The 16130-nt window shown below is 68.5% G+C and carries 13 protein-coding genes and 1 pseudogene; 1 reads left to right on the top strand and 13 read right to left on the bottom strand.

Annotated features, from left to right (window positions below; translation table 11 throughout):
- Positions 1-45: 45 nt before the first annotated feature.
- The 13 genes and pseudogenes from IDM45_RS16670 to IDM45_RS16610 form a co-directional block, all read right to left on the bottom strand.
- Positions 46-1850 (bottom strand): annotated as a pseudogene (locus IDM45_RS16670) (acyl-CoA dehydrogenase C-terminal domain-containing protein).
- 85 nt (positions 1851-1935) lie between these two features.
- On the bottom strand, positions 1936-2583 hold the full coding sequence (locus IDM45_RS16665) for a TetR/AcrR family transcriptional regulator (RefSeq protein WP_209423840.1): 648 nt from the start codon (positions 2581-2583) through the stop codon (positions 1936-1938).
- Between the two features lie 221 nt (positions 2584-2804).
- A complete protein-coding gene (locus IDM45_RS16660; RefSeq protein ID WP_209423839.1) occupies positions 2805-3896 on the bottom strand; it encodes a glycosyltransferase family 2 protein in 1092 nt (363 codons plus the stop codon).
- A 240-nt stretch (positions 3897-4136) separates the two neighbouring features.
- Positions 4137-4835 carry a nucleoid occlusion factor SlmA gene (gene slmA / locus IDM45_RS16655; protein WP_209423838.1) on the bottom strand — a complete coding sequence of 233 codons (699 nt, stop codon included), beginning with the start codon at positions 4833-4835 and terminating at the stop codon, positions 4137-4139.
- A 15-nt stretch (positions 4836-4850) separates the two neighbouring features.
- Entirely contained in the window at positions 4851-5756 is a 906-nt protein-coding gene (gene argB / locus IDM45_RS16650; protein ID WP_209423837.1) for an acetylglutamate kinase, read from the bottom strand.
- A gap of 72 nt (positions 5757-5828) precedes the next feature.
- Positions 5829-6194, bottom strand: a complete 366-nt coding sequence (locus IDM45_RS16645) for a helix-turn-helix domain-containing protein (protein ID WP_209423836.1) — start codon at positions 6192-6194, stop codon at positions 5829-5831.
- A 164-nt stretch (positions 6195-6358) separates the two neighbouring features.
- Positions 6359-7465 carry a glycosyltransferase family 4 protein gene (locus tag IDM45_RS16640; protein WP_209423835.1) on the bottom strand — a complete coding sequence of 369 codons (1107 nt, stop codon included), beginning with the start codon at positions 7463-7465 and terminating at the stop codon, positions 6359-6361.
- A gap of 91 nt (positions 7466-7556) precedes the next feature.
- Positions 7557-8924 carry a TolC family outer membrane protein gene (locus tag IDM45_RS16635; protein WP_209423834.1) on the bottom strand — a complete coding sequence of 456 codons (1368 nt, stop codon included), beginning with the start codon at positions 8922-8924 and terminating at the stop codon, positions 7557-7559.
- A gap of 133 nt (positions 8925-9057) precedes the next feature.
- The gene (locus IDM45_RS16630; protein ID WP_209423833.1) at positions 9058-10425 is read right to left on the bottom strand and encodes an HlyD family type I secretion periplasmic adaptor subunit; all 1368 of its coding nucleotides are present in this window, start codon (positions 10423-10425) and stop codon (positions 9058-9060) included.
- A gap of 441 nt (positions 10426-10866) precedes the next feature.
- Positions 10867-12627, bottom strand: coding sequence for a type I secretion system permease/ATPase (locus IDM45_RS16625; RefSeq protein ID WP_209423831.1), 1761 nt, complete (start codon positions 12625-12627; stop codon positions 10867-10869).
- A 37-nt stretch (positions 12628-12664) separates the two neighbouring features.
- Complete coding sequence (locus IDM45_RS16620; RefSeq protein ID WP_209423830.1) at positions 12665-14446, bottom strand: type I secretion system permease/ATPase; 1782 nt, start codon at positions 14444-14446, stop codon at positions 12665-12667.
- Positions 14443-15063 (bottom strand): hypothetical protein, encoded by a 621-nt coding sequence (locus IDM45_RS16615; RefSeq protein ID WP_209423828.1) that lies wholly within the window; start codon positions 15061-15063, stop codon positions 14443-14445. The genes IDM45_RS16620 and IDM45_RS16615 overlap by 4 nt, the downstream gene beginning before the upstream one ends.
- A 229-nt stretch (positions 15064-15292) precedes the next feature.
- Complete coding sequence (locus IDM45_RS16610) at positions 15293-15481, bottom strand: hypothetical protein (protein ID WP_209423827.1); 189 nt, start codon at positions 15479-15481, stop codon at positions 15293-15295.
- Between the two features lie 143 nt (positions 15482-15624).
- Here IDM45_RS16610 and IDM45_RS16605 point away from each other — a divergent pair, with 143 nt between their 5' ends.
- On the top strand, positions 15625-16068 hold the full coding sequence (locus IDM45_RS16605) for a hypothetical protein (RefSeq protein ID WP_209423825.1): 444 nt from the start codon (positions 15625-15627) through the stop codon (positions 16066-16068).
- Positions 16069-16130: the final 62 nt, after the last annotated feature.

The raw sequence follows: 16130 nt of genomic DNA, 5'->3' as shown, positions 1-16130 counted from the left end.
CTCCCGCAGGGCGGGAGAGGGCTGGGGTGAGGGTGGGATGCACGATCAGGCCAGCGCCGCGTCCGTGTCCATCAGCACCTTGGAGCCGGCGCGCGCCGTGCGCATCAGCGTTGCCGTCTCGGGGAACAGCTTGGCGAAGTAAAAGCGCGCCGTCTGCAGCTTGCCCACATAGAACGGGTCGGTGTTGCCGGCCTCGATCTCGCGCAGCGCCACCTGCGCCATGCGGGCGAACAGGTAGCCAAACACCAGGTGGCCAGCCACGCGCAGATAGTCCACCGCCGCAGCGCCCACCTCATCCGGGTTCTGGAAGCCCCGGAAGCCGATCTCGGTGGTGAACTTGGTCATCTGGTCGCCCAGGTAGGCGATGGGGTTGATGAACTCGGCCATCTTCTCGTTCACGCCCTCCTCGGCCACCAGCTGGCCGACCAGCTTGCCGAACTTCTTGAGCGTCGCGCCGTTGTTGCCCAGCACCTTGCGGCCCAGCAAGTCCAGCGACTGCACGGTGTTGGTGCCCTCATAGATCATGTTGATGCGGTTGTCGCGCACGAACTGCTCCATGCCCCATTCCTTGATGTAGCCGTGGCCGCCAAAGACCTGCATACAGGCATTGGTCGCCGTGTGGCCGTTGTCGGTCACGAAGGCCTTGACGATGGGCGTCAGCAGCGCGACCAGCTCGTCGCTGTCCTTCCTGACCTTCTCGTCGGGGTGGCTGTGCGCCTTGTCCAGCAGCATGGTGCAGAAAATCTGCAGCGCGCGCGCGCCCTCGGCGTAGGCCTTGGCCGTCAGCAGCATCTTGCGCACGTCCGGATGCACGATGATCGGATCGGCCTCCTTGTCCTTGGCCTTGGTGCCCGACAGGCTGCGCATCTGGATGCGATCCTTGGCGTAGGCCAGCGCGTTCTGGTAGGCCACCTCGGTCAGGCCCAGCGACTGGTTGCCCACGCCCAGGCGCGCGGCGTTCATCATCACGAACATGGCCGCCAGGCCCTTGTGCGGCTGGCCGACCAGCGTGCCGATGGCGCCATCGATGGCGATCTGCGCCGTGGCGTTGCCGTGGATGCCCATCTTGTGCTCCAGGCCGGTGCAGAAGATGGGGTTGCGCTCGCCCAGCGAGCCATCGGCATTGACCAGGAACTTGGGCACCACGAACAGGCTGATGCCCTTGCTGCCCTTGGGCGCATCGGGCAGGCGGGCCAGCACCAGGTGGACGATGTTGTCGGTGAAATCGTGCTCGCCGGCGCTGATGAAAATCTTGTTGCCGGTGATCCTGTACGTGCCCTCGGGCGCGCCCTGCACCGGCTCGGCCTTGGTGCGCAGCATCCCCAGGTCAGTGCCGCAGTGCGGCTCGGTCAGGCACATGGTGCCCGTCCACTCGCCGCTGACCAGCTTGGGCAGATAGGTCTTCTTTTGCTCGTCCGTGCCGTGCGCCAGCAGCGCCTCATAGGCGCCGTGCGACAGGCCGGGGTACATCGTCCAGGCCTGGTTGGCGCTGTTGAGCATCTCGTACAGGCACTGGTTCACCGTGTGCGGCAGGCCCTGGCCGCCGAACTCGGGGTCGCACGACAGCGCCGGCCAGCCGCCCTCGACGTACTGGCGATAGGCCTCCTTGAAGCCCTTCGGGGGCGTGACCTCGTGCGTCTGCACGTCCAGCTTGCAGCCCTCCTCGTCGCCGCTGATGTTCAGCGGGAAGGCCACGCCGGCGGCGAACTTGCCAGCCTCCTCCAGCACGGCGTTGAGGGTGTCCTTGTCCACCTCGGCGTGCGCCGGCATGGCCTGGAACTCCTCGGTGACCTTGAAGACTTCATGCAGCACGAATTGCATGTCGCGCAGGGGGGCGTGTAGATGGGCATGAGGCAGGCTCCTGGGAAAAAAGCGGGTTGGGGGAGGAAAGAGGGGTGGAAAAAAAAAGGGGTAAGACCGCCGGCCCGCAGCGCCTCAGGCGGCGTAGCGTGCCAGGATGTTGTCGAAGCCGCGCGTGGCGCGCTCCATCGAGCCGGGCGTGTGCAAAAAACGCGCCTCGTAGTGCAGCGCCAGGATCAGGCCGTGGATCTCGAACAGCATCTGCTGCTCATCCGTGTCGGCGCGCAACTGGCCCAGCGCCTTGCACTGCTCGATGGCGCGGCGCATGGCCTCCATCCACACCAGCACCGAGCCGGCCAGCGCATCGCGCACCGGGCCTTCGCGGTCGTCGAACTCGATGGCGCCGCTGATGTAGATGCAGCCCGAGTCCAGCTCGATGGAGGTGCGCTGCATCCAGTGATCGAACATGGCGCGCAGGCGCGGCAGGCCGCGCGGCTGCTGCATGGCCGGGTAGAACACCTCCTGCTCGAAGCGCTGGTGGTATTCGCGGATGACGGAGATTTGCAGCTCCTCGCGCGAGCCGAAATGGGCAAAGACACCGGACTTGCTCATGCCGGTGACATCGGCCAGCGCGCCGATGGACAGGCCATCTAGCCCGATGTGCGTGGCCAGGCCCAGGGCAGCCTCGACGATGGCCGCCTTGGTCTGCTGGCCCTTGTGCAGCGCGCGATCGCGGCGCGCGGCGCTGGCAGGCTTGAGCGTGGAAGGCGTGGAGGAAGGCATGGCACGAACAAAACGAACGACCGTGCTATTTTGCACAAAAGCCGTCCGATATGCCAGTGCTGCCAGGCCCGGAGCGCTTGACCCAGGGCAAACCCTGACTCGGACAACCGCCGGGTTTTCAGGTCAAAAGTGCCTCAAACCCTTGCCAGGCAAGCGCTGACAGCTATTGAAATAGTAGTCATGCACCCATGCAGCCGTGCGTGGGGCGAACCACCACCCGCCTAGCCCCGCAGCGCCTGGGCAGCGAAGGCCAGGTTGCGCTCGATGCGCGCGCGCTCGGCAGCGGGCAGCAGGGGCGAGCGCAGCAGGCCGCTCCACAGGCTGTGCGCCTCGGCGGGGCGGGCGGTGTAGTGCGCGGCCAGGGCCAGCTCGTCGGCGGCGCGCCAGTGGTAGGGGGCCAGATCGACGAACAGCCGGTCGCCAGGCAGCGGGATGCGCGCTGCCTCGCGGGCGAACAGGTAGGCCAGGTGCCAGTCCTGTCGGCCCCGCAGGTAGGTGGCCAGGCCCGTCAGCGCTTCGGCCCGGCTGGGGCGGCTCTGGTGGGCCTGCAGATAGGCGGCCAGCACCTGTTCATGCGGCTGGCCCAGGCGCTCGGCCAGTTGCGCGCATTGCAGCAGCGCGTACCAGACCTCCTCGTCCCAGCCGCCCATGGCGGCGCGGCGCGCGTAGTGCGCCAGGGCCAGCTCGGGCCGGCCCGCGTCGCGCCAGCTCTGCGCCAGGTAGAAGACGTAGCGTGCGTTGTCCGGCTCCTCGCGCAGCGCCTGCTCCAGCACGGCGGCGTCCTTGGCGAACTTGTCCGGGTCGGCCGAGCGCGCGCCATCGGGCGTCACGGCGATCCAGACGCCGGGCAGGCGCGGCTGGGCCACGGGCTGGCCGGCGTCCAGGTATTCGTGCAGCACGCCCTGCCAGCGCCAGGGCAGCGCGGCGCTCACCAGGCTGACGCGGTCGTAGCTCAGGCCGCCGTAGCGCGCCTGCAGCGAGTACGCCGGCTCATGCAGCGCCGGCCAGCGCGCAAAGCCCGGCTCGTGGCCGAGCTGCTCGTCGGCATCGATGAACAGCAGGTAGCCGGCGCGGCCCACGGCCTGGCGCGCCAGCTCCAGCGCCTCGCTGCGGTTGTGGCCGAAGTTGCGCCAGGGCCGGTGGTGCAACTGCCCGGGCACGCCGGCCAGCGCGCGTTCGATGCGCGCCGGCGTGTCGTCCAGCGAGCCGGTATCGACGATGACCCAGTGGTCGATGAAGGGCCGCACCGAGGCCAGGCAGCGCTCTATCACCGCCGCCTCGTCGCGCACGATCATGTTCAGGCAGATGGGCATGGTTGGCATTTTCAAAAAAACGCCATTGCGCAGGGCAATGGCGTGGTTCGGGGCTGAATCCCTGCACCGTCATGCCGGCACCAAAGGTCTGCGGCACGCCAATGACTTGACCCTGCAGGCACATCCTTGCCGGAGACTATATTTTTTGATAGCACGCAGCGCTTGCCCAGCAAGGCTTTGCGGCCTGAAAGGCCTGAAAAACCTGAAAGGCCCGGAGCGGGCCGAAGGGCGCCGGCGGCGCTACAGCACCAGCTGCAGACTGACCTGCAGATGCTCGGTGGGCCGGCGGCGAAAGCCGCTGCGCACGAACTGCTGCAGCCGGCCCTGGATCAACGCCACCAGCACGCTGGCGCGCGCTGGCGCGGCGATGGCGTCGGCGTCGCTGCCATCGTCTTGCGGCAGCAGCGGGCGCAGGCACTGGCGCAATTGCGCCTCGATCTTGTCCATCAGCAGCGCCATGCGCTGGCGCAGCCGCTCGTGCTCCAACACCAGCGCGTCGCCGGCCATGACGCTGGCCATGCCAGGGTTGCGCTCGGCAAACTGCAGCACCATGGCGACGATGCGCGCCGCGCTGCGCCGCCCTGCGTCCTCGGCGTCGGCGCCGCCGGCCTCGGCATCGCTCAGGCCCTGCTCGGTGATCTGGCGCACCAGCGTGAAGATGCTGCTTTCGATGAAGTCGATCAGCGCCTCGTACATCTGCGCCTTGCTGGCGAAGTGGCGGTACAGCGCGGCCTCGCTCACCTGCAGCCGGCGCGCCAGCGCGGCGGTGGTGATGCGCTCGGCGCCGGGCTGCTCCAGCATGTGCGCCAGCGCCTGCAGGATCTGCTCGCGCCGCTCGCCGGGGCGCGCGCGTGCCGCCTTGGCCTTGCGCGGCGCCGGTGCCGGTGCTGGCTCTGGCAACTCGGCCGGAGGAAACAGGGCCTGCTCTTGTTCAGTCATGGCGTGGCGCTCGCATCACTGGCTGCGGATCATGGTTCCGTAGGCCTGATCGGTGAGGATTTCCAGCAGCATGGCGTGCGGCACCCGGCCATCGACGATGTGGACGGCGTTGACCCCGGCGCGGGCGGCGTCGATGGCGCCGGCCAGCTTGGGCAACATGCCGCCGGAAATCGTCCCGTCGGCAATCAGTGCATCGACCTGCTGCTGCGTCAGCTCGGGCAGCAGCTGGCCGGCCTTGTCCAGCACGCCGGGGATGTTGGTCAGCAGCAGCAGCTTTTCCGCCTTGAGCACGGTGGCCAGGCGGCTGGCCACCACGTCGGCGTTGATGTTGTAGCTTTCGTTGTGCTCGCCAAAGCCGATGGGGCTGACCACCGGGATGAAGGCGTCGTCCTGCAGTGCCTTGACCACTGCCGGGTCGATCTCGACGATGTCGCCGACCTGGCCGACGTCGTGCTCCAGCGCCGGGTCGTGGTTGTCCAGCAGGCGCAGCTTCCTGGCGCGGATCAGGCCGCCGTCGCGCCCGGTGAGGCCCACGGCCTTGCCGCCGGCCTGGTTGATCAGGCCCACGATGTCTTGCTGCACCTCGCCGGCCAGCACCCATTCGACGACTTCCATGGTCTCGGCGTCGGTCACGCGCATCCCCTGGATGAACTCGCCCTTCTTGCCCAGGCGTTTCAAGGCCTGCTCGATCTGCGGGCCGCCGCCATGCACCACCACCGGGTTCATGCCGACCAGCTTCAACAGCACCACGTCCTCGGCGAAGTCCTGCTGCAGCTCGGGGTCGGTCATGGCGTTGCCGCCGTACTTGATGACCATGGTCTTGCCGTGGAACTGGCGGATGTAGGGCAGCGCCTGGGCCAGGATTTCGGCCTTGTCGCGCGGGGCGATGGTTTGCAGGGTATCGGCAGCGGTATCGGTCATGGGCGCACAGCAGCGGAGGTCAAACGAAGGGCTGCATTGTGGCCCATGCGGGTGGCGTGGCCGGGCGCTTTCTCAGAGCAGCGCATCGACCGGCACACACAGGGCCGAGGCAATTTTCTTCAGCGTAGCGGCAGTGCCGGCACGCTTGCCACTTTCCATCTGGCTGATGAAGGGCTTGCTCACGCCAGCGGCTCTGGCCAGCGCCTCCTGGCTGAGTTGGCGGTGCTCGCGCCACGCCCGGATGGGCGAGGCCCCATCGGCAATGGCGAAAGCCACATCCGATGGGTAGCGGATGCCATCGTCGCTGGCCACCGCGCGGTCGAACACGGCGCTGTCGTCAGCGTCTTCGATGATGCTGCGCACCCTGTCCCAGATATCAGCAGGAACGACATAGAAGGCGGGCTTGCCGTCTTGCTGAATCACTTGAATGTCAGTCATTTATAGATGCCTCCGCGAGTTCCGATATCCAGCACAAGAATCACCAGACGACCAGCATCCATGGTGTAGATCACCCGCCAGCCTCCTATCTAAAGCCGGTAGCCGCAGCGGCCTACCAGTGAGTTGGCTTGAGGCAACTATTGGCTTGAGCCGACGCCACACGCTCAGGGCTGCAGCCAGCCCGGCACCTTGAAGCGCACGATGGCCAGGTAGGCGGCCACGTAGAACACGATGGACAACAGGCAAAAGCCGATCAGCACCGGCGTGTTGTGCCGAAACAGCACGGCCGGCACCACGGTGAGCAGCGTGAAGGCCCACAGGTAGGGCGAGGTGCGGTTGTTGCGCATGAGCATGTCGCGCGCCTCGTCGTCGTCGAACACGCCGCGCACGATGCGCCGGTAGATCAGCTGGTGGAAATGCAGCGCATCGGCCACGCCGGGCGAGACGCCGCGCGCCAGCTTGCGGTAGATGGAAAACACCGTCTCCCAGACCGGGTAGATCAGCAGCAGCATCGGGAACCACGGCGAGACCGAGGGGTTGCGCTGCACCAGGCTGACGCTGGCCAGGGCGATCAGGCCGCCCCACAGATAGGCGCCGCCGTCGCCGGCGAAGATCAGGCCGCGCGGGTAGTTCCAGAGCAGGAAGGCGCCGGTGGCCGCCGCTGCGGTGACCAGCAGCGTGGCCAGCGCCCGGTCGCTGACCTGCAGCGCCACGTGCGCCAGCGCCAGGCAGACGATGAGCGCCACCATGCCGGCCAGGCCGTTGTAGCCGTCGATGATGTTGAAGGCGTGCGGCAGGCCGGCCACGGCCAGCACCGCCAGGGCCACGCCCAGCCAGGGCGCGTGGGCCAGCACGGCGTCCAGCCAGGGCAGGCCCAAGCGCGGCACGGACAGATCGAGCAGCCAGGCGGCCAGCACGCCGGTCAGCGCGGTCAGCGCCAGCCGGTGGCGCGCGGCCAGGCGCTGCGTCAGGTCTTCGGCGATGCCGCCCAGCGCAGCCGGCGCCAGCGCCAGCATCCACAGCAGCACCCACGGCCCCAGGCGCACCGAGCCTGGGTCGCCCGCCTGCATCAGCGCCAGGCCCAGGCTCCAGCTGGCGCCCATGCCGGCCAGCAGGGCAACGCCGCCCAGGCGCGGCACGTCGCCGAAGTGAAAGCGCTGCGGCTTGGCCTCGCCATCGCCGTAGTTGGCAGCGTGGCGGCGCGCCACGCGCACCAAGACCCCAGCCGTCAGGACGGACACGAGAAAAGCGACGACTGCCAGCCAGATCATGGGGTGCGGATGTTACGTGGCAACAGGCGAGCGGTGTGTGCCCGGACGCACATTCATGCCCATTGATTGCCCGTTCAGGCGCAGCGGTGCGTCAATGCTCCAGCCAGACGTTGACCTGGGCCACGTTGTCCTGCGCGTCCTCGCCGGCCAGCGACTGCAGGCGCAGCCGGCTGACCAGGTACAGGTAGCGCGCCTGCGCCAGGTCGCGCAGCGCCAGGATGCGCTGCTGCTCGGCGTTGAGCACGTCCAGCAGCGTGCGCACGCCGGCCTCCTGCGACTTGCGGCTCGACGCCAGCGCCTGCTCGGCCGAGGCCACGGCCTGCTGCAGCGCGGCGATGCGCAGCACGCCCTCGGTCATGCCGCGAAACTCGCGGTGTACGCGCACGCCCAAGTCCAGCCGCGCGGCTTCGAGCTGCTCCTCGGCGCGCGTCTGCATGGCCAGCGCCTGGCGCACGGTGGAGCTGACATAGCCGCCGGCGTACAGCGGCACCTGCAGCTGCAGGCCGATGGTCTTGTTGTCGTAGCGCTGGTTGACGCTGGTCACGCTGTCGCTGCTGGTGCGCGACCACTGGGCCACGGCGTCCAGCGTCGGCAGGTGGCCGGTGCGCGCCTTGGCCACTTCCTGGCGCGCGGTCTCGACCTGGGCGCGCAGGGCGCGCAGCTGGGGGCTGGCGTCCTCGGCGCGTTCTATCCAGTCGTCCACCAGGGCCGGCACCGGCTGCTGCGGCGCAAAGCGCTCGGCAGCGACGCGCGCCAGCTCATCGACCGGCTGGCCGGTCATGACCTCCAGGCGCCGGCGCGTGTAGTCCTCGTTCTGGCGCGCCTCCAGCTCCTGCGCCACGGTCATGTCCAGGCGCGCCTGGGCGTCGTCGATGTCGGTGCGCGTACCCGAGCCTGCGGCCAGCGCCTTGCGGGCGGCGTCCAGCTGGGTGCTGTAGGAGTGCTTTTGCGCCAGCACCAGGGCCAGTTGCTCGCGCGCCAGCAAGGCCTCGAAGTAGGCCTCGCCCACGCGCACCACCAGGGCTTGCTCGTCGGTTTCGAGTTCGGCCTCGGCACCGGCCACCTGGGCCTCGGCCTGGCGCACCTGGGCGCTGTTGTAGGGGCGGTACAGGGGCTGGCGGATCTGCAGCACCTGGTTGCCCGAGTAGTAGTGCATCTGGCTCTTGACGGGCTGGCCCAGGGCGTTGCGGCCCTCGCTGGTCAGGTCGTTGTAGTTGCGCCCGGCGCTGAAGGAGACGTTGGGGCGCAGCTGCGCGCGCGCCTGCGGCAGGCGTTCGCGCGCGGCCTCGGTGGCGGCGCGGGCGGCGCGGATGGTGGCGTCGCCGGTGTTGGCCGCATCCCAGGCCTGCTGCAAATCGAGCGCCTGCGCGGCGGTGCTGCCCAGCGCCAGCAGGGCCAGCGCGGCAAGGGCAGCCGGGCGGCGGGCGAGCGTCCAGAGGGAGGTCGGATTTTTGCTCATGATTCAATAGCTGTCAGCGCTTGACAGGCAAGGGTTTACTGGGTTTTTTGCCAAAATTTTGGGTGGATTGCCTTGATGTGGGGAAGCGGGGAGTGGCGCGGGCGAAGAGCCAAAACCCACTGACAACACGGCCTCACTCTTCCTTCATGGACGCCGACATGCGCTTGAGCAGCGGATGCAGCAGATAGGTCAGCATGGAGCGCTCGCCGGTCTTGAAGACCACCTCCACCGGCATCCCGGGCTGCAGCTGGCGCTTGCCCAGCGCCGCGCGGCCTTCCGGGGTGAGCTGCACGCGCGCCAGGTAGTACGGCATGTTGGTGGCCGGATCGGTCAGCAAGTCGCCCGAGACCGACACCACCTGCCCCTGCACCACCAGCTGCGGCGAGTGCGCGAACGAGTTGAAACGCACGTCCACCGGCAGCCCGGCATGGACGCGGTCGATCAGGTGCGGGGCGACGTGCGCCTCCAGCAGCAGGTCTTCATTGCCGGGCACGATGTCCATGATCTTCTGGCCGGGCTGCACCACGCCGCCCACGGTCTGCACCGCCAGGCCGACCACCTGGCCATCGACGGGGGCCTTGATCTCGATGCGCTCCAGGTCGTTGGCCACGGCCTTGAATTTCTGCTCCTCGGCCAGGACTTCGCGATCGACATCGGCCAGTTGCGTCTCGACCTCGCGGCGGTATTCGGCGCGCCGCGAGTTGGCGCGCTGGCGCAGCTCGCCGATGGCGCGCTGGGCGCGCACGGTGTTGCCCTGCAGGTCGGCGATGGCGCTGCTGATCTCGGCCACGGTGCGCTCCAGTTCGAGCTGGCGGTTGCGCGGCGCATAGCCCTCGGCGACCAGGCCGCGCAGGTGGCTCAGCTCCTCGCGCACCAGCGCCAGCTGGCTCTTGCGGCTGTCCAACATGCTGGCGTAGGAACCCAGCAGGCCTTGCTGGCCCTGGATGCTTTCCTCGATGGACTGCAAGTCCGAGCTCAACAGGTTGCGCCGGGTCTGGAACAGTTGTTCCTGGTTCATCATCTGCTGGCGGATCAGCGGGTCGGAGGCGGCTTTTTCCAGGTCGGGGTGGAAGCGCACGCCGCCGGCGCCGGACTGCTCGGCCATCAGCCGGCCCTGCATGGCGCGCAGGCCCAGGTAGCGCTGGCGCACGGATTCATAGTTGGCGCGCACCACGGCTTCATCGAGGCGCAGCAGCGGCTGGCCCTCGCGCACCTGCTGGCCCTCGCGCACCAGCACTTCCTTGACGATGCCGCCCGACAGGTGCTGCACCGCCTTGCGCTTGGTGTCGATGGCGACCATGCCCTGGCCCGGCACGCCCTCGTCGAGCGGCGCCAGGCCGGCCCACAGCAAAAAGCCGCCAAAGCCGATGGCCAGCGCCAGCAGGCCGATGCGCCCGGCACGGCGCGCCTCGCGCGCTGCCGGCTGGGGCGCGCCAGCCGCGCCATCGACCAGCGCACCGCCGGCGCTGCCTTGGGAAGAGGAGATCAAAGAGGTCGCCATGTCAGTACCTGCCTAGCAAGAATTCGTGTGCCCGGGAGCTGCGCGAGCAGTCGGAGCGAAAGGGAAGAAACAGGGCCGAAAAAGCCGGCTGCAACGAGTGTTTTAGGGGTCAAAAGTGGCTGAAACCGTTGCCTGGCAAGCGGTGACAGCTATCAAAATGTTGAGCATGGTGCGCTGGCTCCTGCCCCTTGGGGGAGGAAGCAGGGGGGTGCATCTGCCGGGACGGTGAAAGAGCCTTGGGCGCTGGCCGGGGTCTTCACTCCCTCGCCCCTTGGGGGAGAGGGTGGGGGTGAGGGGGTGGTTCGGGCGCTGCGTCCACTGCCGGCCCCCTCACCCCAGCCCTCTCCCGCACGCGGGAGAGGGAGCCGAGACCCGGGGCGCGGGAAGCGGCCTTGGCCACACAGCGGGGCAGTGTCGAGGACATGGGGCCCAGCCTCATCTTCAAGCCGGCTGCGCTGCTAGACCACCACCCGCCTGCCCGGCCTGCGCCGCCTGCGCATTGCGCGCGGCCTGCTCCTGCTGGGCGCGCAGCGCAGCGAGCACGGCGTCGCGCGGGCCGTCGGCCTGCACGCGGCCATCAGCGAGGATCAGCAGCCGGTCGGCCACCGCCAGGATGCCCGGGCGGTGCGTGATCAGCACCACCGTGCAGCCGCGCTCCTTGAGCTGCTGCACGGCGCGCACCAGCGCCTGCTCGCCCACGTCGTCCAGATTGGCATTGGGCTCGTCGAGCACCACCAGCACCGGCTCGCCATACAGCGCGCGCGCCAGGCCGATGCGCTGGCGCTGGCCGCCCGACAGCAGGTTGCCGGCCTCGCCCATGGGCGTGTCGTAGCCCTTGGGAAAGCGCAGAATCATGTCGTGCAGCCCGGCGCTCCTGGCAGCGGCGATGACCTTGGCCGAGTCCACCTCGCCCAGGCGCGCGATGTTCTCGGCAATGCTGCCCTCGAACAGCTCCACGTCCTGCGGCAGGTAGCCGATGTGCGGCCCCAACTCGCCGCGATCCCAGCTATGTACCGGCAGGCCATCGAGCAGCACCTCGCCCGCCACGCCCGGCCAGATGCCGATCATGGCGCGCGCCAGCGTCGATTTGCCCGAGCCGGACGGCCCCAGCACCACCGTCACCGCACCCTGCACGATGGTCGTGCCGATGCCCTTGAGGATGGGCGTGCTGCGCCCCGGCGCGCTGGCCACCACGTCGCGCAGCACCAGCTCGCCCTTGGGCGCCACGCGCTTGAGCGCCGGATCGCCCTCGGGGTACTGGCCCAGCAGCGCTTCGAGCCGGCCAAAGGCCGAGCGTGCGTTGATGAACAGCCGCCAGGTGCCCACCAGCATGTCGATGGGCGCCAGCGCGCGCGTCATCAGCACGTTGGAGGCGATCATGCCGCCGGGCGAGAGCTGGCCCTCGATGACCAGCAGCGCCCCGGCGCCCAGCGCCAGCGACTGCTGCGAGTAGCGGATGAACTTGCTCCAGGCGGTGATGCGGTGCGCCATGGACTGCGAGGTGGACTGCAGGCCCAGCGTCTGCACGTGCCGGCGCAGCCAGTGCCCGCGCAGGTTGTGCACCATGCCCATGGATTCGAGCACCTCGGCGTTGCGCAGCTTGGCCTGCAGGTAGGCATTGGTCTCGGACGTGGCCAGGCTGGCCGCCTCGGCCGGGGCCACCGTGCGCCGGTGGCCGAACCAGGCCAGGGCGACTTGCACCAGCGAGAAGAAGATCGCCATCCAGCCCAGCAGCGGGTGCAGGAAGAACAGCACCGCCACGTAGATCGGCGCCCAGGGCGCGTCGAAGAAGGCAAAGATGCCCTGGCCCGTGAGGAACTGGCGCACCTGGATCAGGTCGCCAAAGGCGCGCGCCGGGCCGCTGCCCTCTTGCTGCAGGTAGGAGTCGAAGCTGGCGTTGAACACCCGCGTGCCCAGCAGCGCGTCCAGCCGCAGGCCCGAGCGCACCAGCACGCGCGAGCGCATCCACTCGGAAAACGCCATGACCGCGAACAGAAACAGCGTGATCAGCGACATGGCCAGCAGCGTCAGCTCGCTCCTGCTCATCAGCACGCGGTCATAGACCTGCAGCATGTACAGCGTGGGCGCCAGCATCAGCACGTTGGCCACCATGCTGAAGATGCCCACCATGAAGAACTCGCGGCGAAAGCTCCACAACACCTGCGTGAGTTCGCTGCGGGCAAAGAAACCTGGTTTGCTCATGATGAAAATTCGTGTTCTGGAAGACGGCGCCGGGGCGTCAGGCGGCGGACGCGAGTTGGCGCGCCGGGGCCATGGGCGGCTGCTGCGCCTGCTGGGCGGCCTTTTGCAGCGCCGCCAGCACTTCATCGCGCGGGCCGAAGGCCTGGGTCTGCCCCTCGCGCAGCACCAGCATCTTGTCGGCCACGGCCAGCACGCTGGTGCGGTGCGTCATGATGACGAAGGTGGTGCCGCGCGACTTCATGAACGCGATGGCACGCGCCAGGGCCGCATCGCCCTCCTCGTCCAGACTGGAGTTGGGCTCGTCGAGCACCACGAAGACCGGATTGCCGTACAGCGCCCGCGCCAGGCCCACGCGCTGGCGCTGCCCGCCTGACAGGCGCGCCCCGCCCTGCCCCACCGGGCTGTCGTAACCCTGCGGCAGGCCGAGGATGAACTCGTGCAGGCCGACGGCGCGCGCCGCCTCCTCGACCCGGGCCATGTCCACCTCGCCAAAGCGCGCGATGTTCTCGGCGATGCTGCCATCGAACAGCTCCACGCCCTGCGGCAGATAGCCCACGTGCGGCCCCAGCTCAGCCTTGTTCCAGGTGAAGACATCGGCGCCATCGAGGCGCACCTTGCCGGCCATGGCCGGCCAGATGCCCACCAGCAGCCGCGCCAGCGTGGTCTTGCCCGAGGCCGAGGGGCCGACCACGGCCAGCACCTCGCCGGGGTTGAGCGCAAAGCCCACGCCGCGCAGGATCTGCCCGGCGTTGCCCGGCGCGCCGGCCACCAGCGGCTCCACCTGGAGCTGGCCGCGCGGCGCCGGCAGCGGCATGTTCTCGGGCTGCGCCGGCACGGCGGACAGCAATTGATCCAGCCGGCCCCAGGCGTCGCGCACGTTGACCACCGACTGCCACTGCGTCACCGCCTGCACCAGCGGCGCCACCACGCGGCCACCGAAGACCGAAGCCATGATCATCATCACGTCGCCGCCGTTGAGCGTGCCGTGCAGCAGCAGCCAGCAGCCCAGCCCGAGCAGGCCCGAGCTGAGCGTGGTCTGCAGGAACTTGGACAGCGCCTGAAAGCCCCCGGCGGCCTCGGACGCCTGGGCCTGCAGGTTCAGGAATTCGCGCTGCTTGTCCATCCAGCGCGCATGGACATCGCGCAACATGCCCATGGACTCAATGACCTGGGCGTTGCGCAGCGAGCCGTCGGCGTACTGCTGGGCGGCGATGGCGGCGCGGTTGGCCTGCATCAGCGGCGGCTTGGTGGCGCGCTCGTTGATCCAGGCCACCAGCGTGATGACACAGGCAAAGGCGATGGCCGACCAGCCCAGCGCCGGATTGATCAGGAACAGCAGCACCAGCATGACGATGGACACGGGCGACTCCATGATCCCCAGCAGCACCGGCGCATACAGGAATTCGCGCACCTGCTTGAAGTCATTGAGCGGCTGCTGCGTGCCGCCCGGGATGCGGCGCAGGTTGGCATCGAAGATGGCGCGGAAGATGCGCTCGCGCAGGCGCTCGTCCAGCTCCACGCTGGCGGCGCGCATCAGCTCGCTGCGCGCCCACTCCAGCAGCTCCATGACGATATAGACGCCCAGGATCAGCAGCGTGAGCATCGCCAGCGTGGTGTGGCTGCGGCTGTTGACCACCCGGCCATAGACCTCCAGCATGTAGCCCGAAGGCGCCAGCACCAGCAGGCCCGACAGCAGGCTGAAGCCCGCTGCACGCCGGAAGTAGGGCGTGAGCGCGGCCAGCGCGGCGCGCAGCTCGGAGGGCGACGATGGGCCAGGCGCGACGGCCTTGGCGTTTTTGTGGGCTTGGGCGGGTTTCATGCGGTTTCTTCGACCATGACGTATTCGGGGATTTCGGCATCCGGCCCGGTGGGCTCGACCGGCTGGGCGGCCCCAGGCTCGGGCGCGGCCTGCTGATCGACAAAGGCGAACGACAGGCCGTAGTGGCCTTCGGCGGTGCGCGCCAGCACGATCTCGCGCAGCTTGTGCGTGGCAAACAGCGCCTCGTCCTCAGGCTTGAGGCCGAGCTGGAAGCGCATCCGGCCATCGAGGGTGAACATGGACAGCTGCCCGCCCTTGACGCTGAGCGTGTGCCGGTCGAAGTACACCGGGCAGGTATCGGCAAAGCGCAGCAGCGGCAGGGGCTTGCCCTCCAGGCGCGAGAGGTGGAACGGACTGCCCGGGTGCTGGAACACCACGCGGCTGGTGCGCGAGACCGAGTAGATGGCGTTGCACACCATCTGCGAGCCCATCTCCGGGAACTGCTCGCGCAGCTGCCGGTAGGCCAGGTGGTGCAGGGCGACGCGGTTCCACACGCGCGTTTGCTGCACCAGCGGCGCCAGGGCGTTGCAGACCTGGGCAAAGCCACGCTGCAGGGCTTGCAGGCGTTCGGTCTGCTCGGGACTGGTGTCCAGGGAAATACGCAGCACAGAGTTCATACAGGGGCGCAGTATAAAACCCTATATGAACTCCTATATGAGATTTTTCGGAAAAAGAAAAGGCAGCGTGTGATGCGGGTCACCACAGGCTGCCAGTGCCTTGCCCTGCCCTGCCCTGCCCTTTGCGGGGATGAAGCCCGGCGGTTTTGCTCTCTGCGGGGATGGGGGCTGCCGGTTTCACTCCCTCCCCCTTCGGGGGAGGGCTGGGGTGGGGGCCGGCGCGGCCCGTTCAGCCCTGCGCCTTGTCCTGCTGGGCAGGCGCCTCGCTGGCCGCCTTCTTACCCGCTGCGCCGCGCTCCAGCATCTTGACCAGATCGGCCTCGATCCTGCGCATCAGCTCCTCGGTGGCAGCAGGAGCCGAGGCAGGTTCAGTGCTGGAGGCAGCGTTGGGAGTGGCATTGAAAACAGGTGTGTTCATGAAAGCATCCTTGGCAAAAACCGGCGACATGCCGGCAAAGCCTGCCACTGTAGCCCAGGCACGCAAAAAACCCGGCCCGCATCAGGCAGATGCCAAGGCCTGCCGTTGCGGGACAATGCCGGCCTTTGCCTTCCCGATCCGACATGACTGCAAACCTCCCCGGCGCAGCCCCGGCTGCCGCGCCAACCCCGGCCCCCGGCTCTCTGGCACAAAGCGCCTACCAACACTGCGCACGCCTGGCCATCGGCATGTTGACCGAACGCGGCAGCCTGTCGCCGCAACTGTTCTTCGTCGGCCCGCCAGCCAACGGCAGCGACGCCAGCACCAGCCGCGTGGCGCTGGCCGGCGAAAAAGCCCTGGCCGCCTTCCACACCAGCGAGGATGGCGCCGACAAGCTGGCCGGCTTCGTGCGCAACACCCTCGACCCGCGACACCAGCAAAACCACGCCCTGGCGCAGCAGCTCGGCGGCGTGGCCGCCGCCGTCCATGCCTGCCACGCCCTGCTGCCGGCGCACATCGAGCTGCCCCCCTGGCAGACGGCACCCCTGCCCACACGCTGGCCGATGGGCGCCGGGAATGCCTCCTGATCAGCCTCTATCTGCCCGAGGGCAGCAGCTACAACGCCTACTGTCCCATCGCACGCGATGCC

The sequence above is a fragment of the Melaminivora jejuensis genome, from assembly GCF_017811175.1.
GTDB lineage: Bacteria > Pseudomonadota > Gammaproteobacteria > Burkholderiales > Burkholderiaceae_C > Melaminivora > Melaminivora jejuensis.
This window is presented reverse-complemented; position numbering and strand designations above follow the sequence as displayed.